The sequence below is a fragment of the uncultured Maricaulis sp. genome, from assembly GCF_963975345.1.
Classification (GTDB): domain Bacteria; phylum Pseudomonadota; class Alphaproteobacteria; order Caulobacterales; family Maricaulaceae; genus Maricaulis.
In genome coordinates this window covers 144,730-169,754 of record NZ_CAXBGE010000009.1, presented here as the reverse complement: position 1 = coordinate 169,754, position 25,025 = coordinate 144,730, and the positions used below count along the sequence as shown (strand labels likewise).

At 62.2% G+C, this 25,025-nt stretch carries 27 protein-coding genes and 2 tRNA genes; 15 read left to right on the top strand and 14 right to left on the bottom strand.

Going from position 1 to position 25,025, the window contains the following annotated elements; genetic code table 11:
• Window positions 1-78 precede the first annotated feature (78 nt).
• Genes AAC029_RS11415 through AAC029_RS11405 form a run of 3 tightly spaced genes read right to left on the bottom strand, consistent with a single transcriptional unit; the run spans window position 79 to window position 1,886 of the window.
• On the bottom strand, window positions 79-681 hold the full coding sequence (locus AAC029_RS11415) for a demethoxyubiquinone hydroxylase family protein (RefSeq protein ID WP_339747741.1): 603 nt from the start codon (window positions 679-681) through the stop codon (window positions 79-81).
• Window positions 681-1,208, bottom strand: coding sequence for a disulfide bond formation protein B (locus AAC029_RS11410; protein ID WP_339747738.1), 528 nt, complete (start codon window positions 1,206-1,208; stop codon window positions 681-683). Before AAC029_RS11410 ends, AAC029_RS11415 begins: the two co-directional genes overlap by 1 nt.
• Before the next feature lie 60 nt (window positions 1,209-1,268).
• Window positions 1,269-1,886: an exopolysaccharide biosynthesis protein gene (locus tag AAC029_RS11405; RefSeq protein ID WP_339747735.1), complete on the bottom strand. Its 618-nt coding sequence runs from the start codon at window positions 1,884-1,886 to the stop codon at window positions 1,269-1,271.
• A gap of 126 nt (window positions 1,887-2,012) precedes the next feature.
• Between AAC029_RS11405 and AAC029_RS11400 the strand changes: the two genes are divergently transcribed.
• From AAC029_RS11400 to AAC029_RS11345, 12 genes are all read left to right on the top strand, one after another.
• Window positions 2,013-2,097 (top strand) — tRNA-Leu (locus AAC029_RS11400).
• A 252-nt stretch (window positions 2,098-2,349) separates the two neighbouring features.
• Window positions 2,350-3,231 (top strand): DUF417 family protein, encoded by an 882-nt coding sequence (locus AAC029_RS11395; protein WP_339747732.1) that lies wholly within the window; start codon window positions 2,350-2,352, stop codon window positions 3,229-3,231.
• Between the two features lie 133 nt (window positions 3,232-3,364).
• A complete protein-coding gene (locus AAC029_RS11390) occupies window positions 3,365-5,158 on the top strand; it encodes a long-chain-acyl-CoA synthetase (RefSeq protein ID WP_339747729.1) in 1,794 nt (597 codons plus the stop codon).
• On the top strand, window positions 5,155-5,748 hold the full coding sequence (locus tag AAC029_RS11385; protein WP_339747726.1) for a DUF924 family protein: 594 nt from the start codon (window positions 5,155-5,157) through the stop codon (window positions 5,746-5,748). Before AAC029_RS11390 ends, AAC029_RS11385 begins: the two co-directional genes overlap by 4 nt.
• A 134-nt stretch (window positions 5,749-5,882) precedes the next feature.
• Window positions 5,883-6,107, top strand: a complete 225-nt coding sequence (locus AAC029_RS11380; RefSeq protein ID WP_339747723.1) for a hypothetical protein — start codon at window positions 5,883-5,885, stop codon at window positions 6,105-6,107.
• 120 nt (window positions 6,108-6,227) lie between these two features.
• Window positions 6,228-6,599 carry a metalloregulator ArsR/SmtB family transcription factor gene (locus tag AAC029_RS11375; RefSeq protein ID WP_339747720.1) on the top strand — a complete coding sequence of 124 codons (372 nt, stop codon included), beginning with the start codon at window positions 6,228-6,230 and terminating at the stop codon, window positions 6,597-6,599.
• A complete protein-coding gene (locus tag AAC029_RS11370; protein WP_339747717.1) occupies window positions 6,592-7,098 on the top strand; it encodes an SRPBCC domain-containing protein in 507 nt (168 codons plus the stop codon). Before AAC029_RS11375 ends, AAC029_RS11370 begins: the two co-directional genes overlap by 8 nt.
• A gap of 50 nt (window positions 7,099-7,148) precedes the next feature.
• The gene (locus AAC029_RS11365; protein ID WP_339747714.1) at window positions 7,149-8,072 is read left to right on the top strand and encodes an alpha/beta hydrolase; all 924 of its coding nucleotides are present in this window, start codon (window positions 7,149-7,151) and stop codon (window positions 8,070-8,072) included.
• A 55-nt stretch (window positions 8,073-8,127) separates the two neighbouring features.
• Window positions 8,128-9,564 (top strand): YdiU family protein, encoded by a 1,437-nt coding sequence (locus tag AAC029_RS11360; protein WP_339747711.1) that lies wholly within the window; start codon window positions 8,128-8,130, stop codon window positions 9,562-9,564.
• Window positions 9,561-10,343: a peptidoglycan editing factor PgeF gene (gene pgeF, locus AAC029_RS11355; protein WP_339747708.1), complete on the top strand. Its 783-nt coding sequence runs from the start codon at window positions 9,561-9,563 to the stop codon at window positions 10,341-10,343. Before AAC029_RS11360 ends, pgeF begins: the two co-directional genes overlap by 4 nt.
• Window positions 10,344-10,418: 75 nt before the next feature.
• Window positions 10,419-11,465, top strand: coding sequence for an NAD(P)-dependent alcohol dehydrogenase (locus AAC029_RS11350; protein ID WP_339747705.1), 1,047 nt, complete (start codon window positions 10,419-10,421; stop codon window positions 11,463-11,465).
• Between the two features lie 180 nt (window positions 11,466-11,645).
• Complete coding sequence (locus AAC029_RS11345) at window positions 11,646-11,897, top strand: helix-turn-helix domain-containing protein (protein ID WP_339747702.1); 252 nt, start codon at window positions 11,646-11,648, stop codon at window positions 11,895-11,897.
• Window positions 11,898-12,129: 232 nt separating this feature from the next.
• Here the strand turns inward: AAC029_RS11345 and AAC029_RS11340 are convergent, their stop codons facing one another.
• A complete protein-coding gene (locus tag AAC029_RS11340; protein ID WP_339747699.1) occupies window positions 12,130-12,981 on the bottom strand; it encodes a DUF3108 domain-containing protein in 852 nt (283 codons plus the stop codon).
• 216 nt (window positions 12,982-13,197) lie between these two features.
• Between AAC029_RS11340 and AAC029_RS11335 the strand changes: the two genes are divergently transcribed.
• Window positions 13,198-13,800, top strand: coding sequence for a helix-turn-helix transcriptional regulator (locus AAC029_RS11335; RefSeq protein WP_339747696.1), 603 nt, complete (start codon window positions 13,198-13,200; stop codon window positions 13,798-13,800).
• 27 nt (window positions 13,801-13,827) lie between these two features.
• Here the strand turns inward: AAC029_RS11335 and AAC029_RS11330 are convergent, their stop codons facing one another.
• The 4 genes from AAC029_RS11330 to AAC029_RS11315 form a co-directional block, all read right to left on the bottom strand.
• Window positions 13,828-15,333 (bottom strand): glycosyltransferase family 39 protein, encoded by a 1,506-nt coding sequence (locus AAC029_RS11330; protein ID WP_339747693.1) that lies wholly within the window; start codon window positions 15,331-15,333, stop codon window positions 13,828-13,830.
• An 11-nt stretch (window positions 15,334-15,344) separates the two neighbouring features.
• Window positions 15,345-16,394: a glycosyltransferase family 2 protein gene (locus AAC029_RS11325; protein ID WP_339747690.1), complete on the bottom strand. Its 1,050-nt coding sequence runs from the start codon at window positions 16,392-16,394 to the stop codon at window positions 15,345-15,347.
• A gap of 685 nt (window positions 16,395-17,079) precedes the next feature.
• A tRNA-Arg gene (locus AAC029_RS11320) sits at window positions 17,080-17,156 on the bottom strand.
• Between the two features lie 135 nt (window positions 17,157-17,291).
• On the bottom strand, window positions 17,292-17,849 hold the full coding sequence (locus tag AAC029_RS11315; RefSeq protein WP_339747687.1) for a methyl-accepting chemotaxis protein: 558 nt from the start codon (window positions 17,847-17,849) through the stop codon (window positions 17,292-17,294).
• Window positions 17,850-18,038: 189 nt separating this feature from the next.
• Between AAC029_RS11315 and AAC029_RS11310 the strand changes: the two genes are divergently transcribed.
• A complete protein-coding gene (locus tag AAC029_RS11310; RefSeq protein ID WP_339747684.1) occupies window positions 18,039-18,914 on the top strand; it encodes a thermonuclease family protein in 876 nt (291 codons plus the stop codon).
• 179 nt (window positions 18,915-19,093) lie between these two features.
• Here AAC029_RS11310 and AAC029_RS11305 read toward each other — a convergent pair whose 3' ends face one another.
• From AAC029_RS11305 to AAC029_RS11280, 6 genes are all read right to left on the bottom strand, one after another.
• A complete protein-coding gene (locus AAC029_RS11305; protein ID WP_091766538.1) occupies window positions 19,094-19,612 on the bottom strand; it encodes a CarD family transcriptional regulator in 519 nt (172 codons plus the stop codon).
• A 218-nt stretch (window positions 19,613-19,830) separates the two neighbouring features.
• Window positions 19,831-20,172: a ferredoxin FdxA gene (fdxA, locus tag AAC029_RS11300; RefSeq protein ID WP_339747682.1), complete on the bottom strand. Its 342-nt coding sequence runs from the start codon at window positions 20,170-20,172 to the stop codon at window positions 19,831-19,833.
• A gap of 62 nt (window positions 20,173-20,234) precedes the next feature.
• Window positions 20,235-20,684: a TerB family tellurite resistance protein gene (locus tag AAC029_RS11295; protein WP_339747679.1), complete on the bottom strand. Its 450-nt coding sequence runs from the start codon at window positions 20,682-20,684 to the stop codon at window positions 20,235-20,237.
• Between the two features lie 14 nt (window positions 20,685-20,698).
• On the bottom strand, window positions 20,699-21,028 hold the full coding sequence (locus tag AAC029_RS11290; protein WP_339747676.1) for an RNA-binding S4 domain-containing protein: 330 nt from the start codon (window positions 21,026-21,028) through the stop codon (window positions 20,699-20,701).
• Window positions 21,025-23,640 carry a DEAD/DEAH box helicase gene (locus tag AAC029_RS11285; protein ID WP_339747673.1) on the bottom strand — a complete coding sequence of 872 codons (2,616 nt, stop codon included), beginning with the start codon at window positions 23,638-23,640 and terminating at the stop codon, window positions 21,025-21,027. The genes AAC029_RS11290 and AAC029_RS11285 overlap by 4 nt, the downstream gene beginning before the upstream one ends.
• A gap of 68 nt (window positions 23,641-23,708) precedes the next feature.
• Window positions 23,709-24,530 carry a DUF3108 domain-containing protein gene (locus AAC029_RS11280; protein ID WP_339747670.1) on the bottom strand — a complete coding sequence of 274 codons (822 nt, stop codon included), beginning with the start codon at window positions 24,528-24,530 and terminating at the stop codon, window positions 23,709-23,711.
• 185 nt (window positions 24,531-24,715) lie between these two features.
• Between AAC029_RS11280 and rpmB the strand changes: the two genes are divergently transcribed.
• Window positions 24,716-25,021 carry a 50S ribosomal protein L28 gene (gene rpmB / locus AAC029_RS11275; RefSeq protein WP_339747667.1) on the top strand — a complete coding sequence of 102 codons (306 nt, stop codon included), beginning with the start codon at window positions 24,716-24,718 and terminating at the stop codon, window positions 25,019-25,021.
• Window positions 25,022-25,025 lie beyond the last annotated feature (4 nt).

Below are 25,025 nucleotides of genomic sequence, written 5' to 3'. Positions count from 1 at the left end.
ACTTTTGCTGGAAATGCTCAGGTTTTAGTGGTCGCATTTCCGAACCGCAAAACCGAATCCCACTTTTGCTGGAAATGCTCAGATCTTTTCGCTGACCTTGATGGCCAGGCGGCAACCGGCCTGGATCAGACCTGACAGCAGCGGATAGCCCGGTGCGTCTTTGGCGCCTTCCTCGATGGCGAGGTCGCGATGCGCCAATTCTTCGTCGCGGAACTGGTCGAAGCGGTCGGCGAGCTTGTCTTCACCCATCGCGCGCAGCTCGGTGATCTGGCCGGCATAATGTTGTTCGATCACCGTCTCGACGGCCTCGGTACAGGCATGCGCTGCCTTGTCACCCATCAGGGCGGTGACGGCGCCGAGGGCGTGACCGGCGATGTTCCAGATCGGACCGAGCGCGGTGGGACGGGCGCGGTGTTCGACCAGAAGGGCGTCGAAAGCCTCGAGATGGACCTGTTCGTCGGCCTCCATCTCTTCGAGCTGACGGGCGATGCGGGCCTTGTGGGGCAGCGTGCCGTAAATCGCGCGCTGGCCGCCATAAATCGCCACGGCGCCGTATTCGCCGGCATGGTCAACGCGCAACATCTGCTCGATCCGGCGCGGATCGCGGCGCTTGCCGGGCAGAGGAATGCGCGGTTCAGGGATGAGGTCCGTTCCGGGCTCTGTGGCGGGGGTGTCGATCATCAGGTCTTGAGCCCCCGATAGCCGACCCAGGCCGCAACCGCTGCCATGCCGGCGGAAATGATTGCATTATAGCCGGCCATCGAAATGCCGAACATGCGCCAAGCGGCCTGGTCACACAGCACGACCGGGCGCTCGCCATTAAGCGCCGCCATGATGTCGCTGGCTGAAATACTGCCGCCACCGGCTGCGGTGCAGGTCGCCGGTCCCGCCCACCAGCCATTCTCGATCCCGGCATGCCAAGAGGCGAAACCGGCCGAATACAGCAGCACCGTCCCCATCAGGAAAAGGGCCCAGGGCGTGAACCGGGCCAGCTCGGGCTGGAACATCAGCGCCAGTCCGACCGCGAAGCCGAAGCCGATCACCACCATGTGGATGTGGCGTTGGTCAAAGCACAGTGCACAGGGGTCGTAATGGCCGATATACTGAAAACCCCAAGCCCCGAACATCATCAAAAGCGACCCGGCAGCCAACAGCAACGGCCAGCGGGTCAAGGGGAATTGGGACAGGACGGGTTTCATTTCAGGCATAATTACTGAACCTTGATTGCGCTCGCACCGTGACCAATGCGCACACGGGGCGAAGGGATATTAGAAGGCAGATTGCAGGAAGGCCTTGATGACATCAATCGCTGCGTGGCCGAAAACCAGCAAAAGCGCGATCCAGACCAGGCCCAGCAACAGCCCACCCAGCACCAACAGCCCGTCGCGGGTTAACAGACCGAGCGCTGCGATCGCGAGTGCAATGCCCGGTGTCGTATTGGTCGCCGGCAGCGGGATCAGGATGCTGGTGCAGAAGATGACGAAAATCCCGCCGATTACCCGTTCCGCCATCGGCCCGGACAGCGCCGTCAGCCGCGGCCGCGCCAATGCTTCGAGCCAGCCAAACCATTTGCGCCCGCCTTGCGCCATCCGCGTCAGCCCGCGCTTGTCGAGGCGGCTGGCCTTGAAACGCGCCGGCAGCCAGGGCTCGCCGCGGCCGAGCAGCATCTGCGCCGACAGTGCCATCATCGGCAGCGCCATCACTTGCGGCACGCCATACAGGAAAGGGATGGAGACCGGCAGCGCCATTGCGAACAGGATGATCCCGAAGGCGCGTTCGCCGAGCGCATCGACAAATTCACCAAGGCTCATCCCGTCTTCGCCGGCCTTGTCGGCAATCTGTTCGAGGGCGCCAATCAGCCCGCGCGAAGCAGTCGTTTCAGTCATCATGCACCCCGGTCTTGAAAATCGTGCGCAAACCTAGCTGCGCAAGCGCTGCCGGTCGAGCGCATTGGGCCGTTGACAGCAGGCGCGCGGATCGTCAGCTTGCGCCTCCTGCATTTCCCACGGTTAGCCCCTGTGGCGGAACTGGTAGACGCGACGGATTCAAAATCCGTTTCCTCACGGAGTGCCAGTTCGAGTCTGGCCAGGGGCACCATCCTTCACTCGCTGCGCGAGCTTCGGCTAGGCAGGCCCAACGCTCTTCCGAGCGAAGGATGTCACGCCGTAGCCGAAGGCGAAGGCGGACACCAGCGGTCCACCACTCAACATTGCTTCCGCTGCGCTCGAACCCGTGCCTGGCCAGCCGCACAGATATCCACAGCCCGGTCCTGTTCCACATCTGCCTGTGCGCTCGCCACCGGCGAACACCAGTGCTAGCCTTTTGCGGGCCCCATCAGGAGACCGGTTCGTGCCACCGACAACCAATGCTTTGCTGTTTACGCGCGCGAGTCTCGCCATCATTTTCCTGTGGTTTGGCGCGATGAATTTCACGCCGGTTGGCGAAGCGATTGTTGGCGACTGGATCGCCGGCCATGCTTTCCTCTCCGCGCTTGAACCGCAGGCCAGCTCGGCCGCAAAGGCGCTGGGGATTTACCAGATCGTGATGGCCGGTCTGATCGGGGCGCCGCTGCCGCTGGGCAGTTTTCGCCGCATCGGCTTCGTGATGCTGGGGATATTCTCGGCCTGCGCGCTGACGGCACTGGCGACCAATCCGGTCTGGCTCGAGGCCGAGGGCGGATTTCCGGCGATCGGTTCCGGCCAAGGCGTGCTGAAATATCTCGCCATTTTTGGTCTGGCGATCTGGGGCGGCAGTTTCGACAATTCGCGCATATTCTCCAACCGGACCAGCCAGAGCCGTGCCTTGAGCCTGCCCCTGATGTGGGCCGGTCTGGTGATCGTGCTTGGCTGGATCGGCTTGATGAAATTCACCGCCAGCGAAGCAGCGGGGATTGCGCCCCTGATCGCCACCAGCCCGATTTTCGCCTGGATGCAGGCCTTCATCCCGGAACAGGCCATGTCGGCCCTGATTGGCGTGATCGAGATCCTGACCGCGCTGGCTCTGTTGGGCTATTGGTTCAATCCGCGCCTGTTCCGGCTCGGCCTGGCGCTGGCGGCGATCACTTTTGTCCTGACACTGTCCTTCCTGTTCAGCTATCCGGGCGCCTGGCAGGCCGATCTCGGCGGCTTCCCGGCCCTGTCGCGCAGCGGCCATTTCCTGCTCAAGGACCTGGCCCTGCTCGCCGCCTGTTTCGCTCTTCTCGCCGAGACGCGGGTGCGGCGCTACCGCTAGGCCGCGGCTTGCCGCAGAATCTGTGCGTAACCTTGTGAAACTTGGTTCACAACTCCCGGCGCAAAGACCGCCTTTGCTTGACCGCAACCGGCGCGCCCATACTCTGATCAAAACCAATCGGGAGAATTGGCCTATGGGAGTGTTCACCGCCATTACGCGCGAGGTCGATTATCTGTCGGCAATGTTGCGCGTGCTCGGTCAAATCAAGAAGGTCGGCCCCGCGTCCGGCCTGCGCGTGCCCGATCATATCGAAAAGACAGTCGACCGCTTTGCGGATCGCCCGATGGCGATCACCGAGGACGGCTCGGTCAGCTATGCGCAGTTCGACGCCTACGCCAACCAGGTCGCCCATTGGGCGCTGGAAAAGGGCATGAAGCCTGGCGAGACGGTTGCGCTCTTCATGACCAATCGCTGGGAATATATCGCGATCTGGTTTGGCCTTTCGAAGGTCGGGCTGGTGACCTCGCTGATCAATAATCAGCTGCAGGGCCAATCGCTCGCCCATTGCCTGACGATCGGTCAGACCAGCCACGCCATTGTCGAGGCCTCGCTGGCCGACGCGTATCTCTCGGCCGAAGCGGCCGGCGGCATCGAGGCGCAGGCTTGGAGTGTCGATGGCGAATTCGCCGGTTCACGCGATTTCAATTCAGCGCTCCAAACTCAAAGCATGGCGCGGCCCGATGTGTCGGTACGCGCGACGGTCAAGTCTTCCGAGCCGGTGCTGAAAATGTTCACCAGTGGCACGACCGGCCTGCCCAAGGCGGCGCTGATGACGCATGTGCGGGCGCTGTACTATCTCAACATCTTCGCCATCGCCGCCAAATGCACCGAGCAGGACCGGATGATGATGGTGCTGCCACTTTATCACGCCACCGGCGGGCTGTGCGGCGTCGGCTGTGCGCTCTCCTATGGCGGCGCGCTGGTGATCCGGCCGAAATTCTCCGCCTCCGCCTTCTGGCCCGACACGGTTCGCTTCGGGGCGACGCTCTTCATGTATGTCGGCGAGCTCTGCCGCTTCCTGGTCAATTCTCCCGAAGTGCCCGAGGAACACGCCCACTCGCTGCGCTGTGCGATCGGTAATGGCATGCGCCGCGATGTCTGGGAGCAATTCCAGGAGCGGTTCAAGCTGCCGCAAATCGTCGAATTCTACGGCTCAACCGAGGGCAATGTCGGTCTCGTCAATGCCACCAACCAAGCCGGGGCGATCGGACGTGTGCCGTCCTATCTGCGCAGCCGGTTCAATATTGATCTGGTCAAATTCGACCTTGAGAGCGAAATGCCCTTGCGCGGCGCCAACGGCTATTGCGTGACGTGTGCGCCCGACGAGGTTGGCGAGGCCATCGGCCGAATCGACCCCGATGATGCCCGCTTCCGCTTCGACGGCTATGGCAGCGAGGAAGACACCGAGAAGAAGATATTGCGTAACGTCTTCAAGCCCGGCGATGCCTGGTTCCGCACCGGCGACCTGATGACGCGCGATGCGCTGGGCTATTATTATTTCGTCGACCGGGTCGGCGATACCTATCGCTGGAAGTCGGAGAATGTCTCAACCGGCGAAGTCGCCGAGGCGCTCAATTTCGACGGCATTGAACAGGCCAATGTCTATGGCGTCGAGGTTCAGGGCCATGCCGGCCGCGCCGGGATGGCGGCGCTGGTCGCCGGCCATCATGTCGTCGACCTGGAAGCCTTGCACGAGCACATCCACCGCGCCTTGCCCGCGTTTGCGCGCCCGCTCTTCTTGCGCCTGCAGCAACAGACAGACACCACTGGCACCTTCAAACTGCGCAAGGTCGAGCTGGTCAAGGAAGGTTTCGATCCCGATCAGATCGAGGATCCGCTCTATGTTGACCACCCGGTGATCGGCAAATATGTCCGGCTGACGCGCGAGCTCTATGAGCAGATTGTCGATGGGAGGCTGAGGGTATGACGGCGCCAACGGTCACGGCGGCGGATATCCGCAAATTCTGGTTCGAAGAAGCCGGGCCGGCGGCTTGGTATCGCGTTTCGCCGGACTTTGATGCGCGGGTGCGGCGGCGTTTCGCGGCCTGTATCGAGCACGAGGCGGTTATCCTGCGCGCAGGCGAGCATGCCTGGCTGGATGATGCCGAGGATGCGCTGGCGCTGATCCTGTTGTTTGACCAATTTCCGCGCAATATCTGGCGTGGTTCCGGCAAGGCTTTCGCCTTCGATCCGCTCGCCCGACAGGTCGCGCGCGGCATGATCGAGCGCGGCTTTGACTATGCCATCGCCGAGGAGCAACGTGCCTTCGTCTACATGCCCTTTATGCATTCGGAAGCCCTGAGCGATCAGGATTATTGCGTCGAAATGGCGGCCGACAGGCTGAAGTCGCAGGGCACCCATGACCATGCCGTCAAGCATCGCGAAGTCATCCGCCGCTTCGGCCGTTTCCCATATCGCAATGAAGCCCTGCAGCGCGAGACGACGGCGGAAGAAGCCGATTATCTCGAGCATGGCGGTTATGCACCGGGCCGGATCGACTCGGCAAAAACGACCTGAGGGCAGACCTGACCGCGACCGGATTTTGCCGCCAAAATCTAAGCTGCTGAAAACACGCACAAAACAGAACGCGCCGCGTGGCCCCGGGCTTGCTGATATTTCGGCAAGACACCAACGCTCCGGAGAGCCCGATCATGACGCCGCACGTCCACATCACCGTCGAAGACATTCGCCAGATCGCTTGGACCTTGGTCGATCTGCACGGGCCGCAGGCGATCGGTTATGCCGATGAGGCGGTCACCGATCTTGACGGTCAGGGCAAGGTCGAGGGCGCCGATGCCTGGCGCGCCCTGCGCTCGGTGATGGAAGACGCACTCGCCGGCCGCCTGAGCCGCACCGGCTCGCTGGCGATCCATTAGTCCCGGACCATCGAACACCGCCAATCTGCGCCCTGGCTGCTCTAAAGCCGAATTGCCTGTTCCAGTCTGAACGGTCTGAAGTCTGTTGACTTCGTGCGATTTGTATATAACCACTATGTTATGGAATTATCTGGTTATATAAAAGCTTCACCTGATCTCGACGCCGTCTTCTCGGCGCTGGCTGACCCGACTCGCCGAGCGATCCTGTCGCGGCTGGCCGGTGGTGAGGCCTCGGTGAACGAGATCGCCGCACCGTTCCGGATCAGCCAGCCGGCCGTATCACGCCACCTCAAAGTGCTGGAACGCGCAGGTCTGATCGAACGCGGCGTCGATGAGCAGCGGCGCCCGGCAAAGCTGAACGCCGCCAATCTGGCCGCTGCAGTTGAATGGCTCAATGATTTCAAAGCTTATTGGGGCGCGAGTTTCGATCAGCTCGATGACGTCCTGCTCACTATGAAACAATCCAAAGACGGGAGAACGGATCATGACTGATCAACCGAAATACATTTTGGACCGGGTATTCGACGCGCCGCGGGAGATGGTCTGGCAGGCCTGGACCGATCCCGAGCTTCTGGCGCGCTGGTATGGCCCAGGTGTCGAAACCATCATTCACAAATTCGACCTGAAACCGGGCGGTCTGTGGCTGAATGAAATGAAATGGGGCGAAAATTCCATGCTCAGCAAAGTCGTCTTCAAGGAGGTGACACCGCCCCGGCGCCTTGTCTGGCACCATCACTCGCTGACCGATTCCGACTGGAACTCGATCGCCAATCCGAAAATGCCTGACTGGCCCCGTATCCTGTTGACCGAAGTGAAGTTCGAGGTCGACGGCTCTCGCACCAGGGTGAGATTGACTTGGGTCCCGTTCGAGGCGAGCGAGGCCGAACGGGCCTGTTTTGCCGGTGCCGTCAATCATATGGGCAAGGGCTGGGAGAGCGGTTACGCAATCATGGATGAGCTGCTGGCTGAACTCAAGGCAGTCCGGTCATGAGAGGAACCGGCGTGGTTTGCGGCTATACCGGCCTGTGCTAATCCAATGTGATGACGACATCTCCTTGGACACGCACACTTAACAGTTTCGGCCTCGACGATCCGTTCGAGCCGGGCCGCACCACGCCGCACATGCGCAAAGCGTTGCGCGATGCGGCGCCGCATCTCGATGTGACGCCGCCTGCAGTGGCGGCGGTGCGCGAACTGGCGATTCCCGGGCCCGCAGGCGATATTCCGGCCCGCCTCTATATTCCCAACGGCTCGGTTGAACCGGCGCCCTGCGTCCTGTTCTGCCATGGCGGTGGCTATGTCATCGGCGATCTGGAGACCCATGATGCGCTTTGCCGGCGGCTTGCTGCCGTCAGCGGCGTGCGGGTTTTGGCGGTTGATTATCGCTTGGCGCCCGAACATGCTTTTCCTGCTGCGGTCGATGATGTCCTCGCCGCCTTTGACTGGCTGGCCGGTGAGGGCGCTGACGAGGTCGGTGCCGACCCGCAGCGGCTCGCCGTCGCGGGCGATTCGGCGGGCGGTGGGCTGGCTGCCGTGCTGGCCCAGCTCAGGCGGACGCAATTGCGCTACCAGCTGCTGATCTACCCGCTGCTGCAATTGGCAGAGCGACGTAAATCGAAACTGAAAGCGATTGAGGGACACATCTTTTCCGTCGTCGCACTCGATCAGATCGTGCGCTATTATCTCGGCGAGGAAAGCCAAGTCATCGACCGGCGCGCCTCACCTTTGCTCGAAGACGATCTGACCGGATTGCCGCCCGCCTATATCGCGGCAGCCGAGCTCGATCCCCTGCGTGATGAAGGTCAGGCCTATCGTGACCGCCTGATCGCCTCCGGCGTCGCGGTCGAATACAAGCTCGGCAAGACCTTGCCGCACGGCTATTTCAACCTCACAGCCATTCTGCCCGGCACCAAGGCGCTGATCGACCGGGCAGCGCTGGCGCTCGGTGATTCCCTGCGCAAGTGAGCGTTTCGGCCTTTGGCCATTTGCCTTTTTGCCGGCGAGTGCTTAGCTCGTGACCATGTCCCAGAACCCGCCCTACACGCCCGATCCGCGCTTCATGGCCCTGGGCCCCGATTTCGCCGATCCGGTCGCGCCCGCCGCCTTTCCCAAGGCGATCGAACGTTTCTGGAACGGGCGCTGGGCTGCGGCCGTCGGGCTCGATACGCTGGATGAGGCGGCACGGATCGCGCATTTCCAACGCTTCGAAGCCTTGCCCGACAATCAGCCTGAGCCGCTGGCGATGCGTTATCACGGGCACCAATTTCGCAGCTATAACCCGCAGATCGGCGATGGTCGCGGCTTCCTGTTTGCGCAATTGCGCGACGGGCAGGGGCGTCTGCTCGATCTGGCGACCAAGGGCTCGGGCCAGACGCCCTGGTCACGCACAGCCGATGGCCGGCTGACGCTGAAGGGCGCTGTGCGCGAAATTCTCGCGGCCCAGATGCTCGAAGCGCTCGGTGTCTATACGTCCAAGATCTTTGCGGTGTTCGAGACCGGCGAGCCATTGCAACGCCATGACGAGCCCTCGCCAACACGCTCGGCCGTGATGACAAGGCTGGGCCATTCGCACATGCGTTTCGGCACATTCCAGCGCCAGGCCTTTGAGCAAAGCCCAGAACGCATGACCGCACTGGTCGATCACGCCATCGCGCAATACTACCCCGCCCTTGAGACCGCCGAGGATCGGCCCGCCGCCCTGCTGGGCGCAGTCGTTGCCGCCAATGCCCGTCTCGCGGCGAGCTGGATGGCCGCGGGATTCGTGCATGGCGTGCTCAATACCGATAATCTCAACCTGACCGGCGAGAGCTTCGACTACGGCCCTTGGCGTTTCCTGCCGCATTATGATCCCGGTTTCACCGCCGCCTATTTCGACGAGAGCGGGCTCTATGCCTATGCGCGCCAACCCGAAGCAGTGTTCTGGGGGCTGCAGCAATTGGCTGGTGCCCTGTCACTGGTCGGTGAGCGCGCCCCGCTGGAAGCGGCGCTCAACACCTTCCCGCCGCTTTATCGCCAGGCCCTCCTCGACGCCTTTCTGGCCCGCTTCGGCGTCGCCTCGCGCGGCGACGACAATGACGAAGCCATGCTGCGCGCCTTCCTCGCCTTCATGCTCGCGTCGCAATTGCCCTGGGAAGCGGTGATGTTCGACTGGTTCTGTGGCTCGGCCTCGGCGGAACGGGCGCTGCGCGGCCCGCGCGGTTCGGTCTATGCCGGCGAAGCCTTCGACGCTTGGCAGGAGTTGTTGATGCAGCATGCGCCGGTTCGCGCTGAGCGGCTGGATCACGCCCTGTTCCAGCGCAGCGAGCCGGTCGCCATGACGATTGATGTGGTCGAGGCTATCTGGGCCCGGATCGCCGAGGAGGATGACTGGTCGGCGCTCGAGACGGCGCTGGCCGATATCGCCCTGACGCGGCAAGGTTTTGATCTGGGTGCGGACCGGATCGGATTTTTGCCATGAGCCTCGATCCTCTGACCTCGCCCCTGCTGGGCCGCGACGAAATCGTTCACGCCTTCACCACCCGCGCCGGCGGTGTCAGCGAAGGCGCTTATGCCTCGCTCAATATGACGCGCTCGCGCGGCGATAGCGCCGAACATGTCGCGACCAATCGCGAACGTGTGCGCCAAGCGCTGGGGCTGGACTATCTCGTCTTCGCGATCCAGGTGCATGGCAGGGCGGTGGTGCGCGTCGACCAGGCGCCGAAGGGCGATCAAGCCGCTGGTGAGGCCGATGCGATGATCACCGACAAGCCCGGTATCGGCCTGGTTTGTCAGACCGCCGATTGCACGCCCATCCTGCTGTTCGATCCCGAGCGCCGCGCCGTCGCGGCGATCCATTCCGGCTGGCGCAGCACGGTGCTGGATATTGTCACCGAAACCGTCGCGGCGATGGTCCACGAATACGGCACCGACCCCGCAAATCTGATCGCCGCCATCGGCCCGGCCATCTCGGCCGCCAATTACCGTGTCGGTCCGGAGGTCGTCGCCGAGTTCGAAGCGGTCTTTGCCGACACCGCCGGCATTGTCTCGCCGCTTGACGCCGAGGGCGGGGCTCAGCTTGATGTCGGCGAGGCCTGCCGCCGCCAACTGCTCGCCGCCGGCATCCCCGGCGCGCAGATCGAACGCTCACCCCTGTGCACCTATGCCGAAAAGACCCGCCTCTTCTCCGCCCGCCGCTCGCACCATTGCGGGCAAAGCGGCGTGTTTGGTGGCCAGGCCGGGATTATCGGGCTGCGCTAAGCTCGCCCTTGCCCTTTCGCCAGCGGTGTCGACGGCCTAGATTGGGGGCTCCGCTCCACCCACAAGGATACCCCCATGCCCGCTTCACTCGGTTATGCCGCCTCTGCCCCCGACGCCGCCCTGGCGCCGATCCGTTTTGATCGCCGTGAGCCCGGCGCTGGCGAGGTGTTGATCGAGATCGAGTATTGCGGCGTTTGCCATTCCGATCTGCACCAGGCGCGCGGCGAGTGGGGCAATACGCTTTACCCCTGCGTTCCCGGACACGAGATCATCGGCACGGTGACGGCCTGTGGTGAGGGCGTCTCCAAGTTCAAGGCGGGTGACAAGGTCGGCGTTGGCTGCATGGTCGATAGTTGCGGCACTTGCCCGAGTTGTCATGAAGGGCTGGAGCAATATTGCGATACCGGCATGACCGGCACCTATAATGGCCGCCTGCCCGACGGCGGCCACACCTTTGGCGGATATTCCCAGCGCATGACGGTGAAGGAGGACTTCGTTCTTCGCCTGCCCGAGGGCATGGATCCGGCCGGTGCCGCGCCGCTCCTGTGCGCCGGCATCACCACCTATTCGCCGCTCAGCCACTGGAAAGTAGGCCCCGGCCAGCGCGTCGGTGTCGTCGGTCTTGGCGGGCTCGGCCATATGGGCGTCAAGATCGCTGCCGCGATGGGTGCCGAAGTCGTGCTCTTCACCACCTCACCGGGCAAGGCCGAAGACGCCAGGCGGCTCGGTGCCAGCGAAGTCGTGATCTCCAAGGATCGCGACCAGATGAAGGCGATGCGCGGCCAGCTCGACTTTATCCTCAACACCGTCGCCGCCGCCCATAATCTCGACCCTTTCCTCGATTGCCTCAAACGCGATGGCACCATGGTGATGGTCGGCGTGCCCGAAGTGGCGCATCCATCACCCTCGGTCGGCAAGCTGATCGGCCGCCGCCGCGCCATCGCCGGCTCCCTGATCGGCGGCATCGCCGAAACCCAGGTGATGCTCGATTTCTGCGCCACACACGGCCTCGTCTCCGACATCGAGATCATCCCGATGGACGGCATCAATGAAGCCTATGAGCGGATGCTCAAGGGTGATGTGAAATATCGGTTTGTGGTGGATATGGCGACGCTGGGGTAGTCGCGCGAGGGTCATTCTCCGCTTCGACTAAAGGGCTGGCGATATTTTCTATCGACCGCCTCCGTTGGTTTGCGGTGATGAGATTGTCGTGATTTTATACGTATTATCGATATATATCCGCGTTAACGTATAAAGCCGGCTTATCCGCTGTTGCGTATATTCCTGGAAACAGGAGCGGCCATGAACGCGCCAGTCAGATCCCCAAAACAGCTTGGCGTCGCCGTGAGGCGCTTTCGTCGTCTGCGCAAATACACTCAAGCCGCACTGGCGAACAAGGCGGGGCTGCGCCAGGGCACGATTTCGGACGTTGAAGGCGGGCTTGAAGGCGTCAGACTATCCACCATCATGGATTTGCTCCGGGCGCTGGATCTTGAACTCGTCATCCAACCCCGCACGACGGGCCTTCACGCCGAAATCGAGGACATGTTCTAGTGGCGCGCAAGAAGAAAGGTGCTCGCCGTCCCGCCGATGATCAAGTATAATTCCAATGGAGGGTCGGGGCTCGTTGAGTGCCTTTCACTGCTCAATGGCAGTGACCATCCAGAAGCGGATCGCCTCGCCTTCCTGAACGCCCAAATTATCTTCTGGATGATAGGCGCGACGGATGCCCACTCTCCGTTACCGCGTCCATCCAACAAGCTTGGCAACTCGTTTGCTTATGCGATTAGCCCTCAGTCAGCTCGATAGACCGCGCTTCGATTGTTACGCCGCCCAGCCCCGCTCTGGTGAAGATGCGGACCGGGATTTGGATTTGATTATCAGCAAATGTCGCCAGCCAGATGAGGAGCGGGTATCTCATTTCGCGCTCGGTCGGATAATCTTCCGGGTCGTATCCGGACACAGGAAAATACCAGGCTTCACAAATCCTCGCCTCCCCGGACCATGCCTCCGTCCGGATGCGCTGGGTTCCCGCCGCCCTTAGCCGAATTTCATAGCGTTGCTTGCCGTCAAAGACGGGCAATGAGCCCGAACAATTGGCCTCTGCAATACCCGGCACGAGACCGGAGAGAATAAAAAATGCGGTCATCGGATCGAGGACCTGGGTCCGGTCGATCTCACTTGCGGGGGGGTCCCCCAGCGAGCCGAATGGCGGGGTAGCGGTGGCGACGGCGACACCCTCGGGAAAACGCATCTCGACAGAACGTGATTTCGATGGCGTCGTGTTCACCAGTCCGTAGCGCTCCGGCGCAGCCCCTCCGGGTCCGAGCAGCCCTGAGACATCAGCCTGAATATCAATATCGGCGAACAGTGCCGCCAAGCCGGCAGCGCGAATGGTCGTCTCGGCCCGGTAACTGGTCGGCGTCAAATCCGCGGTTACCGAGATGTCGCCCACCTTGAAGAAAAGCACCGTGCTGGAATATCGCGCTGTGATCTGGACATGATCCGACTCCACGCCAATTTCCGGCGCGGATCGTAACTCATCAAGGTTCAAACTCGAGGGCGAGGCGAGATAGGCAGGGTTGCTGATCGCGACCATAGCCAAGGCACATGCCGCCAAGGGTTTCAAGAGCATCATGATTCAGGCTATTCTCCTGTGTCCGACACCGCTAAGATCACAGCAGGATGCCGATCCGCTCAATCGCACATATGGCGCAGTCTGGGGATTTTCTGACTATCCGTTTGAGGTAGATGATTGATCCACCACGTTCGCCATAGGTGTTGAGATCCGGGACCAGCGGTGGTCCAGGATGTCCGGGCGCGGCGCGGGCCATACAGATGGGAAACAATGCCAATGCCTCTAAACTCATCTGGGAAACCCACTGGATTTTGGCTGGCGCTCCGGGATCCGCGTATCCGCCGGACCGTGATTATCGGGACGGTAGCTGTCGTCCTGCTCTCCCTCCCCACCGCGTTGGAATATTTCGGCGGCGAGAAGGATTCTGACCCCGTCGCGTTAGCCGGTGACCTGTTCGAACTTCTGGTCTTCGCTGGAACAATTGCGTCGATGAGCTGGCTGATGTTGGAAATGCGCGAGATCCGGGGCCGGCACGATGTTCTGATGGAGGATCTCTCTGGAAGTCGGGCGGAAAATCAAAAATGGCGGGAAAGCCAGCGCGACCAGATCAATGGCTTTCGAGCAGCCGTTCTGTCCCAGTTCAACGACTGGGAATTGAGCGTCGCCGAACGAGACATCGCCAGCTTGATGCTAAAGGGTTGCTCTCACAAACAAATCGCTGCCGTGCGCCATTCGAATGAATCGACAGTCCGGCAACAGGCACAATCGATCTACCGCAAGTCGGCCCTGAATAACCGCGCTGAACTCTCGGCCTATTTTCTCGACGCGATCCTCAGCCCGGATATGCCCGCGGACGAGCGCTTGACCGAACACAGCTGACATAGCATCGGCCGATCCAGGATCACTTCAGTCAGCGGCGGGCTCGCTCGATGGGAGGATTCGATCCCAGCACCCCGCCTGGACGAAGGGGCGCAACGGGCCGCTCACCAAAACGACCGTATACAGGGTGCTATGGCCGTCCGGACCAACTCTTTCAAGGTCGGGCAATTGTTCGATCTCGGCAAAACATAGTTCCAGGTCACTGATGTGGACGCGGCGCACCAGATCCACCACCAGGCCGGGCTGGGCGGCGTCGATTGTCCATGATGGATCGGCAGTCGTGTACCGATCTCGTTGGTATAATTGTAGGACAGGGGTATCTGCCGGGTGCGCGCGCGCAAGGCTCGCTGCCGTCCCGTAGCTGATTGACCCCACCCAGCTCGCGCTCTCCTGTTGCGCCAGATTGTCGATCCGAGCTGCGAACTCTGGCCAACCGCGCAACCCCCGGGCGGGGTCGAGGCCCGGGACCGCCCCGGGAAAGGCCGTTGCACCCCCGAGTAGCAACGCGATGCCGGCAGCGGCGGGCACAACGCTCCGCGATAGACGGGCAGGCCATCCCGTCAAGCGTGCATCACCAACGCAGATCGCTGCCAGCGCCGCAATTGCCGGATATATCGGGACCGGCCAGTGCGCCTGCACCCGACTGTGGACGGCGTGAAGGACGAGGTAGGCTACGAACGGTAAAACGGTGAAGACAAGCAATGACAAATCAGGAGAATTGTCGCTCGAAACGAGCCGGCGGCGGGCCAACACCGACCACGCGGCAAGGATGACGATAATCGGGTTGAGCAGCAAGAATTGACCCACGAGAAGTTCCAGTAATTTGGAAACATCAAGCGAATGCGGGACCGCGCGGCCAAATTGCTTGCTGAAGGTCACCCAGTGATGGTGGGCGTTCCAGTCGACATTGAAAGCGAAGAACGCCAGCGCGATCAAGCCTGCGAGCCACGGCCCAGACCGGCTGAGCATCGCGCGTCTCCCCGGGGTGGACAGCGCCCAAAGCAGAAGTCCGAACGCCAAGAATAGGGCCGAATATTTCGAAAGCAATGCGAGCCCCATCAGGACGCCAACCAGCAGCCACGGCCCGGTCTCCGAGCGTTTGCTCGCCCGGACCGTCGCGAGCAATGTAAGGCTCCAGAACAGGGTCAATGGTGCGTCTGGGGTTGCCAGCATGCCGCCGAGTGCGACCAGGAACATGGCTTGAAACCAGATTGCAGCCCGTAGCGCCAGCGCCCGCGAAGCCCCGAGTTCAGAGACAAGCTGGGCCAGAATCGCGCTGATCACAGACGTCGACAGGACCGGCAGGAGTCTGATGCCCAGGCGATTATCCCCGACGAGCTTGACGCCCAGATCAATCCACCAGGCGATCATTGGGGGGTGATCGTAATATCCGAACTGAAAGTGTGCAGCCCATTGTCGGTAATAGATTTCGTCCTCAGTGAGCGGCGCGATCATCGCCAGGCCCAACCGCACGACCAACACGAGCAGGACTAGGGTCGAAAGCGGGTGGCGTTCCACCCAACCGATGCGCATGGCCGCGATTCTCACCAAACGACCCTGGAGGCCATGGCGTAATTCCACACCCCCCCCATGAGCGCGCCGGACGCCCCGGCCAACCACCAAGGCAGGCCCCATCTGTATGCAATCATCCCGACGGCCATGTTGACGACAAGACCGGTCGCACAGACGCCGCCAAAACGAAGATATCCCCACAACCAGGCGACCCCCTTTTTGCGCCGGTCGCGATAGGTGAGTGCATTGTTGATCGCGTAGTTTGAGGTCATCGCACTGAAGCCGGCCACCAAATTTGCCATCGCGAAACCGGATGCGAGCAGAACCCTCAACACAGTCAAATGGATCAGCAGGCCTGAAACCCCGACCAGGGCGAACAGAAAAAATCGGGTCGGCACCACATTCCGTGTCAGCCGTGAGAGGAGCAATCCACAAAAATCAATAGCGACCTTCAAGTCGAGTTTGCTGTCCCCAGATTGCCTGAAGGCGAACTCGAATGGCAGTTCGGCGATCCGCAAGGAGGATTTCGACGCGCCGACAAAATCAAGCAAAATCTTGAACCCGTTCACCGACAATCGGTCGGCAACGCAATCGAACAAATCGCGCCGGGTCATGAAAAACCCGCTCAGCGGATCGCTGAGTTTTGTGCCCAGGGCCCGGTTGGTCAGGGCGTTGGCCAGCTTGCTGCCGCCCCGGCGCATCGGTGACAGGCCAATGGGGTCGTTACTGCTGAGGAAGCGGCTCGCCACAACGAGGTCCGCGCCGCCTGACGTCAGCACATCCAACATGACGGGGAGGAGCTTCTCGTCATGTTGCAAATCCCCATCCATGACCGCGATGAAGGGGGCTGAACTTGCCATTACGCCCTCAATGACGGCACCGGCTAGGCCACGCCGGTTCAACCGGCGAATGCACGTCACATTGGGTTGCGCGAGCGCGATTTGTTTGACCTTGACGGCGGTCCCATCTGGAGAGTCATCGTCGACGAAGATGATATTCCACGGAATTTCGCCCATTGACGCAGATAATTTGTCCAACAACGCCTCGATATTTCCGATTTCGTTGAAGGTCGGCACGATCACCGTCAGGACATAACCGTTCGGATGTCGGTTCCCCGGAGAATGCTCATCATCACGAACACTCAAGGCGCGCCTATGGGGTCCGGACAAGTATTGTTCAATCATGTGGTCGCCTCTGCCAACTCCACTAACAAGAGGCGCGATCTGTCCCTGAGATCCATCCGCCGGATGGTCTAATGCCCTCGCAATTCCATCTTACATTTGGCGTGCTGAACTCGGTGGAACGTCAGCGGCTGGGGGTGACGAGTCCATCCGCGCAGCCGGCCGACGGATCACCCCCTACGGCGAGTGCGCGGCGCGCTGGCGGGCATTTCTTCCGACTAAATTGCCCGACTCTGGGCGATCGGTTTCGTGGCCAGGCTGTCACAACAGCCGGGCGGTCGCTCTGGACGCAGGGCCGGCAACCTGCTTGCCGGACGGGTTGGTGGACGCCAAATCATCGGGGAAATGGTGTCCCGATACAGGCCCCAAAGCAACGACGCAACGATGCCGATAAATGGTGACAGGCACCCATTATTGGCAACGAAGCATCGACAAAACCGAGTGAATTTAGAACCTGGTCACGCTGTGGCGCTCAGACCTTTGATAGCCCAACTTTTGGCGCCCAGTCCTCGTTGCGCATCCCCGCCCGCCCGCCTTCGCCCTGCGGGCTTCGGCGGGGCATTCTTCGCGGCTTTGTCGCAAACAATGGTGGCCCCGGCGCGATTCGAACGCGCGACCTACAGATTAGGAATCTGTTGCTCTATCCTGCTGAGCTACGGGGTCGACCGGGTTCGCTCTTAGACGGTTTTGCGGTGCGGTTGAAGTCTGTCCTGCGTCTGTACCGAATCGCGCGCATGAAAAAGGGCGGCGAGGCTGTTCAGCCTGCCGCCCTGGTTCGTCAATTATTGTGCGGTCGGCTCAACGCACCTTGTCGCGCAGGCGGTTGAGTTGCTGCGAAACTTCCTGGGTTGCCTTGGTCATCTGGTCGACGGCTTCCTTGCCGCGGGCGACCGAGACGCCGGAGCCGCGGACGCCGTCGAGGATTTCCTTCACTTCATTGTCCAGCGCCGAGATGCGGGCGGCGATGTCTTCGGTTGCCTTGGCGGTCTGGCCGGCCAGGGCTTTGACTTCACCGGCAACGACGGCAAAACCGCGACCGGCTTCACCGGCGCGAGCCGCTTCGATGGTGGCGTTGAGGGCGAGCAGATTGGTTTGGCTCGCAATCGCTTCGATCGTCGTCAGAATGGCATTGATGCGCTTGGACGCATCGGTCAGGGCTTCGACGCGGCGTTCGAGAACCTGACTCGATTCCTCGATCTGGTTCATCGTATCGCGGGCAATTTCGGCCGCATCAGCGCCCTGGGAAGCGCGCGCGGCGGTCTCACCGATTGCGTCGGCGATGACTTGTGCTGCGGCGGCGGCGCCGGCGCCGTCGTCGTAGGGCTTGGTGTCGTCGGTATAGGCGTAGGCGGTCATGGCGCAGATCCCTGATCAGAATGTCCCGCTTAGTTAACGCCGCAGGATAAAATGATTGGTAAACGCCGGGGCTTTTGGGGGCAGTGAAGCGCAGTTGGCACAAATCACATTGCCCGCACCAGTTGTGAGTTGAAAAAGCAACCAATAAGTGTATTAAACTAAGTTACAGTTAAATTGCCGGAGGGAGAGATGCCGGATTTTCTGAAACTGTTGGCGATACTGGCCCTCGTGGCGTGCACGGAATCTGGCGCGGGTGGCGAGACCGGGGCAGCGGCTGGGGCAGCGGCTGGGGCAGCGGCTGGCGCAGCGGCTGGCGCCGTGGCCGAAGTTGAAGCCGGGTTCGAGGCTGGCGAAACCGGGACCGTGAGCGAGATCGTTGGCCCGTTGAGCCTGATGCTGGAGACGGAAGCGGGCCCGCTTGAAGTCCGGTTGGCGGAACTTGATTTGCCGGTGGCCGCAACCCGTGACGCCGGATCCGCTGAAACAGGGCCAGGCCAAGGCCTGCAGGCCGGGTTGCAGGGGCTGCAGGGGCGGGCGGTCAGGCTCGCCTATGATGGCCTGCACCGTGACCGCTATGACCGTGCCGTTGCGCAAGCCTATCGCGCTCAGGACGGCGCCTGGCTCCAGGCGGCGCTTGTCGCGTCCGGGAAGGCGCGGGTGCTCAGCCATAAGGATAATCACTTGGCCGCGCCCGCCTTGCTCGAGCTGGAGGCCGGTGCGCGCGAGGCGGGTCTCGGTCTGTGGTCTAACCCCGCCAATCATGTCCGCGACACTGATCCGGACAGGTTGGCGCAGGATATCGGTTCGGTCCAGCTGGTTGAGGGGCGGGTGATCGAGGTCACCCGGCTACGCTCGGGGCGGACCTATATCAATTTCGGAGCGGATTACCGCACCGACTTCACGGTCGTGGTCGAAGCGGCTGACGAAGCGGCATTCGAGGCGGCCGGCCGGCCGCTGGCCGATCTGACAGGCCACCGCGTCCGGGTGCGTGGCTGGATCGAGGCCGAGAATGGACCGATGATCCGGATTGATCATCCCGAGCGGATCGAAATGCTGGATGGGTAGGCCGCTGGGCACCAGTCAGGCCAGGCATCGTAACGCGTGCGCCACAACAAAAACGCCCGGCACAGGGCCGGGCGTCTTCATGATCAGGCTTGGTCGCTAACTGCCGGTACTGAAAATGCTGAGTCCTTGGTGGCCGGCATTTTCAAACCGCAAAACCGGTTCCCACTTTTGCTGAAAACCTAGGCGGCTTTCTTGATCAGCGAGGCGGAGAGCAGATCGCGTGCTTTTTCGTGCTCGATATTCTCGACGGCAGCCAGTTCACGAACCATGCGGTCGACAGCGGATTCATACAGCTGACGTTCCGAATAGGACTGTTCCGGCTGGTCTTCGGCGCGGTGCAGATCGCGAACAACTTCGGCAATCATGATCAGATCGCCGGAATTGATCTTGGCTTCGTATTCCTGGGCACGACGGCTCCACATGGTGCGCTTGACCCGGGCCTTGCCCTTGAGCGTTTTCAGCGCATCCTTGACGATACGGTCGCTGGAAAGCGGACGCATGCCGGAAACATCGGCTTTTGCGGTCGGTACCCGCAAGGTCATTTTGTCCTGTTCGAAGGTCACGACGTAAACTTCGATTTCGAAACCTGCGACCGAATCCTTCTCAACGCCGGATACCTGGCCAACACCGTGGGCCGGATACACAATGAAATCGCCTTGTTTGAAAGATCTGTTGTCGTTGGCGGTTTTCTTCGTCATTGATACACTCTCGCTAAGCTTTTCAAGGGGTAACACACAGGAATGCGCCAACGGCCTCAAAGTGGTTCCGGCATCCGCCCGGCTCCGAGATCGTCGAAATTGTGTGTGATCCACCATCCAGAAAAGCGGGCAGCGCCAGACGCGCCGCCCATCAATGTGACTTACATATCACAAAATAGTGCAAAATCCAAACGCTAGAGCGCGGTGTACGGACGAATTCAGTCGCCAGAGCCGGGTTTTTCCGAAAAATATTTTTCGTACTTTCCGGATTCTTCCGCCATGGCGTCGGCATCGGCGGGCGGATCCTTGCGCACCGCGATATTGGGCCAGCTCTCGGCGAACTTGGAATTGATCGCCAGCCATTTGCCGTCCGGATCGTCCTCGGTGTCGGGCTTGATCGCCTCGACCGGGCATTCCGGTTCGCAGACGCCGCAATCGATGCACTCGTCGGGATGGATGACGAGAAAATTCTCGCCCTCGTAGAAGCAATCGACGGGGCAAACCTCGACGCAATCTGTGTATTTGCAGCGTACGCAAGCGTCAGTGACAATATAAGTCATGGTAACCGGTCATGCAGAGGATTGGCGGGGCTTGGCGGACATGGGCTGCCGCCCCGGTTTTGTCAACGCTTGCTGATCGTCTCTTCCGCCCGGGCCCGGGCAAACGCCCGTTCGCGGTCGTCGATTCCGAGCAGCGGCGCAATCCGCCGCACGAAGGCGTCTTCGAACGGAGATTTCTCGCCGTCGGCCAGAGCGACCAGCCAGATCTGTTCGATCAAGGCGATCCGGGCCTGTTCGCTCAAACCGGTCTTGACCACTTTGGTGAAGCGGTGATGGTCGATCGCCGCCTCGGCCAAGTCCTCGGCCTGATCGAGCATCCGTTCCGCAGCATCAGGCTCAAGCAGGAAGGCTGCGGCGAGGATTTCCCTGATCTGGTCCTGTTCGCAATCCGCATAAATCCCGTCAGCCAGCGCGGCCTCGACCAGCAGCGTCGTGGCGGCGGTGTGCGCGTCGAGTTCCGGCCGCGACGGAGCGGCGCTGCCCGCGAACATCTGTTTCAGCTTGTCAAACATGGGCGGGCTCCGGGCTATCGGGCGCTGACGCGGTCATCGGCATTTTTCGCTTCCGGCAGATCTTCGTCCGGTATTTGGTAGAGCGCCTGGGCCTGCGACGCCGTGCCGCGGCGCGGCGCCAGTGCCAGAACGGTCAGGCAGACAATTGATCCGTTTCGCAGCAGGGTCAATGTATCGCCTGCGCGCACCCGTGTTGCCGGCTTCGAAACCCGGCGGGTCAAGCCATTGGCGGTCACCCGGATCCGTCCCTTGGCGACCATCGCCGTCGCCAGGCTGCGCGTCTTGTAGATGCGGGCATGCCACAGCCACAGATCGATCCGTTGCTCGTCCGTCTCAGCCGTCATGTGCCAGCCTTTTGTCGTGGCGGCCGCCGCCGCTTGCGCCGGTTTGTGGTTTGCGCGACCGGGCGCTTCGCTGGCGTCGGTGCAAACTTCAGTTCGGCCAGAGCCGAGAAGGGATGCCCGGCATCAGCCACAGCCGGAACCGCGACCGGCATAGGCCGGCTCGGCTTGCGGCGACGCCGTACCCAGACTTCCTCAGCTGCCGGATCCGGCGCCTTGCCCTTCTGCAAACGTCGATAGTCGAGCGCTCCGAGAATACTGCGCAAATCTTCGAGATTGCAGCCAAGCAGGGCCGTCATCGCCGGGCTCAGCGTGAACTGTCCCTTGCCTTGGGCGGTACGGGCGTCGCGAATGATATCAGCCAAGCGTTCGAGGATATCGAAGCGCACGGCGCGCGGGCCGCAGGGCTGGTATCCGATGGCGATATGATCGCTGGCTGAGCGGCCGGTATCGCGCGGCAGCGAGGTCAGCCCCGGTGCTGGCCGCCACGCGGGACGAGTATCGCCGGCGTGGATGGCGCGCAGCAGGGCGTTGAGCCGGGCGGCCGCCGGTTTGATCAGCGCCGGGACATAGATCATGTGCTCGCCGATCTGCACGCCCAACGCGCGCAAGGTGCGGCGCTCCGCCGGGGACAGCGCCTGGATCTCCTCGCCGGCCTCGGTACGGGGCAGGGCGCCGCCGGCTTCGAACAGGCGCCAGGCAATCCCGCTGGCCAGACCCGCCAGACTGTCGCCATTGGCGCCGTCGCGCAGTTTGAGCAGCGGTGCCAGCCGGGTCTGCGCCAGCTGGCTGACCAGGCTTTCCAGATGGGAGCGGGCGCGGGCGCGCGCTTCCGGCGCCCCAATCTCGGCCCCGATCAGGGTCACGGCAGGCCGCAGTGCGGTGGGACCGGCAGTGAGCCGGGCAATCGGCTCGCCGAGCCAGGTAATACTGCCGTCTTCGCCCAGCGTAATGTCTGCAATCGCGACGCGGGCCAGTGCGCCGAGCCGACGATTGACCTCGGGCCGCAGCGCCTCGATCGCCGCCGAGCGCAGCGCCCGTGCTGCCAGTTCGCGGCCCTGGGCGTCGGGCTTGAAGGTCAGACCGGCCAGACGGCCGACATAATGGCCCTCGACGGTGATCTCGCCCTCCGGCGAGACGCCAGCCAATAATTCACGCTCATCGCGCAGCCCCTTCATCAACGCGCCGGTGCGGCGGTCGACAAAGCGCTGCATCAGCTTTTCGTGCAGGGCGTCGGACAGGGCGTCCTCGATTTCTCGGGTGCGTTCCTGCCAATGCTCCGGATCAGCCGTCCAGTCCGGACGGTGGGCGGCATAGGCCCAGGTTCTGACCTGGGTCAGGCGGGCGGCGAGCACGTCGACCTCGCCATCGGTGCGGTCGAGGCGTTGCAAATGGCCGTTGAGCCAGTCATCGGGCAAATGGCCGGTGGGGCCGGTCAGATGCAGGAAGACGGTCCGCACCAGGTTGGCATGGGCGTCAATCGTCGCCTTGCGAAAATCGGGCAGGCGGCAGGCATCCCACAACCGCCGCACACCGGCCATGGAGGCGGTGCGGTCGCGGATTTGCGGGTCGGCAGCGAGGAGGGCCAGGGTGCGCTCGTCAATCGCTTCACGCGCCCGCTCCAGCGCCGGATGGTCGGGCGCCTCGGCGAGCGAATCGAGCAGGGCGTCGAGCGAGCGCTCATCGAGATCGGGATTGCGCCACTGCAGCTTGGTGACCGGCGCGAATTGATGATTCTCGATCCGCCGCACCAGATCAGGATCGAAGGGGCCGCAATCGGCGGTCTCACCGAATGTGCCATCATTGCGAAAACGTCCGGCGCGGCCGGCGATCTGGGCCAGTTCGGCCGCGCTGAGGCGGCGGCGCTTGCGGCCGTCAAACTTGCGGCTCTCGGCGAAGGCAACATGGTCGACATCCATGTTGAGCCCCATGCCGATGGCGTCGGTGGCGACGAGGAAGTCCACTTCGCCCGACTGGTAGAGTTCAACCTGGGCATTGCGCGTGCGCGGCGACAGACCGCCCATCACCACCGCCGCACCGCCGCGCCGCCGCCGCATCAGCTCGGCAATGGCGTAAACGGACTCGGCCGAGAAGGCGACGATCGCCGAGCGCCGCGGCAGGCGCGTCAGCTTGGCCGGGCCGGTATGGCTGAGTTGGGAGAAGCGTTCGCGCGTTGCGATATGCGCCGAGGGGATCAGTTCGCGGATCAGCGGCCCCATCGTCGCTGCGCCGAGCAGCATCGTCTCCTGGCTGCCGCGGCAATACAGCATGCGGTCGGTGAAGACATGGCCGCGTTCCGGATCGGCGGCGAGTTGGACCTCGTCTATCGCCACGAAGGCGACATCGAGATTGAGCGGCATCGCTTCGGCGGTGCAGATGAAATAGCGCGCCGATTTCGGCACGATCTTCTCTTCGCCCGTCACCAGCGCGACGGCGGCAGCCCCCTTGGCGCGGACGACGCGGTCATAGACCTCGCGCGCCAGCAGGCGCAAAGGCAGGCCGATCATGCCCGACGACCGGCCCAGCATGCGCTCGACCGCCAGATGCGTCTTGCCGGTATTGGTCGGTCCGAGGGCCGCAGTTATCTGGCCGTCGGTATCGCGATGCGCCGTCACGCCGCTCTCCCGTTACGAGTCGCCAAAGTCTAGGACACCCGGCGAGAGGGGGCGAGGGGGGCGTGCGGTCAGAAGGTTTCGATTGAGCGGGCCGAGACGGTGACGCCGCCGAAGCCCGCATTGGTGCGGATTTTTACCGGCACATAGAATTCGCCGCCATTGATTGGCGCGAGCCAGAAATCAATCGGGTCGGCGATATCGTCGGCGGTCGGGAATTCGTCGGCCTCATAGCCCGAGATCGGCTCGTAATAGGCGCGGCAGATCAGGGCCTCGCCGCTCCAGGCGCGGGTGCGGACCTGTTTGTGGCCCCCATCCTCGAAGCGAAGATTATAGCGGGCACGACCGTCGAACACCGGCAGGCGGCCATCACAGCGTGAACTTCCGGACGAGACTGCGCCGAGCCCCATCGCCAGCAGGGTCGAGATCGGGTCGCGGGCGCCAGCGCGGTCGGCGTCACTCGCGGCGGGTTCGCCCATATTGCCGAAGGGCGGATTGACGTCGGGCATGGCGACGCCGTCGGGGAAGTCGATTCCGACAATGCGATTCTTCGAACTGGCATGATTGAGATGGCTATAGCGATAAGGCTGCAATTGCGCGCCATCGCGATAACCGCTGACACCGGCTTCGATGTCGGCATCGGTGAATAGCGCCGCCAGGCCGGCGGCGGTGAAACGGGCTGCAGCCTGATAGGTGTCGGCGGCATATTCAGTGCTGATGCTGATATCGGCGACCTGGAAGATCAGCACCGAACCGGAATACTGCACGGTCACGCCATGCGTGCCGGGGGCGTGGGCCGTCGCCGCTGCGCCAACTGCGTCCTCTGCATTGCCGGCGCTGCCGGACAGAACCAGACCCAGCGCTGCTGCGCCCGCTAACCACACTTGTTTCACGCCCTGTACTCCCTTTGCCGGACCGTCGGGTCCAGATTGACGGCCTCATACTGCAATAATATACCCAAACCCACTGCAAGATGAACGCCGCAAGCTTGACGAGGCGAGCCGCCTCCTCTATCTCGCCCGCTCCCACTCTGGTCGCAAGGCCCGAGCGAAAGTTTTTATTTTGGAAAGGTGCGACTATGGCGCGTCGCTGCGAACTGACTGGTACGGGTGTCATGTCCGGGAATAATGTTTCCCACGCCATGAACAGGTCCCGCCGTCGCTTTCTGCCGAATTTGTGCGATGTGACCCTGGCTTCCGAGAAGCTGGGCCGCAGTTTCAAGCTCCGCATTGCCGCCAAGGCGCTGCGCAGCGTTGATCATATCGGTGGGCTCGATGCCTTCCTGCTCAAGGCTCGTGACGAGAAATTGTCAGATCGTGCCCTGAAGATCAAACGCGCACTGAAAAAGGCCTCTGCTGCACCCGAGGCGGTTGCCGCAGCCTGATTCG

Coding starts and splice junctions, on each gene's coding strand:
- AAC029_RS11345 (WP_339747702.1), top strand. CDS start 11,646: ATGAACGCGCCAGTCAGATCCCCAAAACAGCTTGGCGTCGCCGTGAGG.
- fdxA (WP_339747682.1), bottom strand. CDS start 20,172: ATGACTTATATTGTCACTGACGCTTGCGTACGCTGCAAATACACAGAT.
- AAC029_RS11310 (WP_339747684.1), top strand. CDS start 18,039: ATGCCGGATTTTCTGAAACTGTTGGCGATACTGGCCCTCGTGGCGTGC.
- AAC029_RS11350 (WP_339747705.1), top strand. CDS start 10,419: ATGCCCGCTTCACTCGGTTATGCCGCCTCTGCCCCCGACGCCGCCCTG.
- AAC029_RS11335 (WP_339747696.1), top strand. CDS start 13,198: ATGCCTCTAAACTCATCTGGGAAACCCACTGGATTTTGGCTGGCGCTC.
- AAC029_RS11380 (WP_339747723.1), top strand. CDS start 5,883: ATGACGCCGCACGTCCACATCACCGTCGAAGACATTCGCCAGATCGCT.
- AAC029_RS11370 (WP_339747717.1), top strand. CDS start 6,592: ATGACTGATCAACCGAAATACATTTTGGACCGGGTATTCGACGCGCCG.
- AAC029_RS11295 (WP_339747679.1), bottom strand. CDS start 20,684: ATGTTTGACAAGCTGAAACAGATGTTCGCGGGCAGCGCCGCTCCGTCG.
- AAC029_RS11405 (WP_339747735.1), bottom strand. CDS start 1,886: ATGACTGAAACGACTGCTTCGCGCGGGCTGATTGGCGCCCTCGAACAG.
- AAC029_RS11375 (WP_339747720.1), top strand. CDS start 6,228: ATGGAATTATCTGGTTATATAAAAGCTTCACCTGATCTCGACGCCGTC.
- AAC029_RS11410 (WP_339747738.1), bottom strand. CDS start 1,208: ATGCCTGAAATGAAACCCGTCCTGTCCCAATTCCCCTTGACCCGCTGG.
- rpmB (WP_339747667.1), top strand. CDS start 24,716: ATGGCGCGTCGCTGCGAACTGACTGGTACGGGTGTCATGTCCGGGAAT.
- AAC029_RS11340 (WP_339747699.1), bottom strand. CDS start 12,981: ATGATGCTCTTGAAACCCTTGGCGGCATGTGCCTTGGCTATGGTCGCG.
- AAC029_RS11315 (WP_339747687.1), bottom strand. CDS start 17,849: ATGACCGCCTACGCCTATACCGACGACACCAAGCCCTACGACGACGGC.
- AAC029_RS11360 (WP_339747711.1), top strand. CDS start 8,128: ATGTCCCAGAACCCGCCCTACACGCCCGATCCGCGCTTCATGGCCCTG.
- AAC029_RS11390 (WP_339747729.1), top strand. CDS start 3,365: ATGGGAGTGTTCACCGCCATTACGCGCGAGGTCGATTATCTGTCGGCA.
- AAC029_RS11290 (WP_339747676.1), bottom strand. CDS start 21,028: ATGACGGCTGAGACGGACGAGCAACGGATCGATCTGTGGCTGTGGCAT.
- AAC029_RS11415 (WP_339747741.1), bottom strand. CDS start 681: ATGATCGACACCCCCGCCACAGAGCCCGGAACGGACCTCATCCCTGAA.
- AAC029_RS11330 (WP_339747693.1), bottom strand. CDS start 15,333: ATGCGCATCGGTTGGGTGGAACGCCACCCGCTTTCGACCCTAGTCCTG.
- AAC029_RS11365 (WP_339747714.1), top strand. CDS start 7,149: ATGACGACATCTCCTTGGACACGCACACTTAACAGTTTCGGCCTCGAC.
- AAC029_RS11385 (WP_339747726.1), top strand. CDS start 5,155: ATGACGGCGCCAACGGTCACGGCGGCGGATATCCGCAAATTCTGGTTC.
- AAC029_RS11305 (WP_091766538.1), bottom strand. CDS start 19,612: ATGACGAAGAAAACCGCCAACGACAACAGATCTTTCAAACAAGGCGAT.
- pgeF (WP_339747708.1), top strand. CDS start 9,561: ATGAGCCTCGATCCTCTGACCTCGCCCCTGCTGGGCCGCGACGAAATC.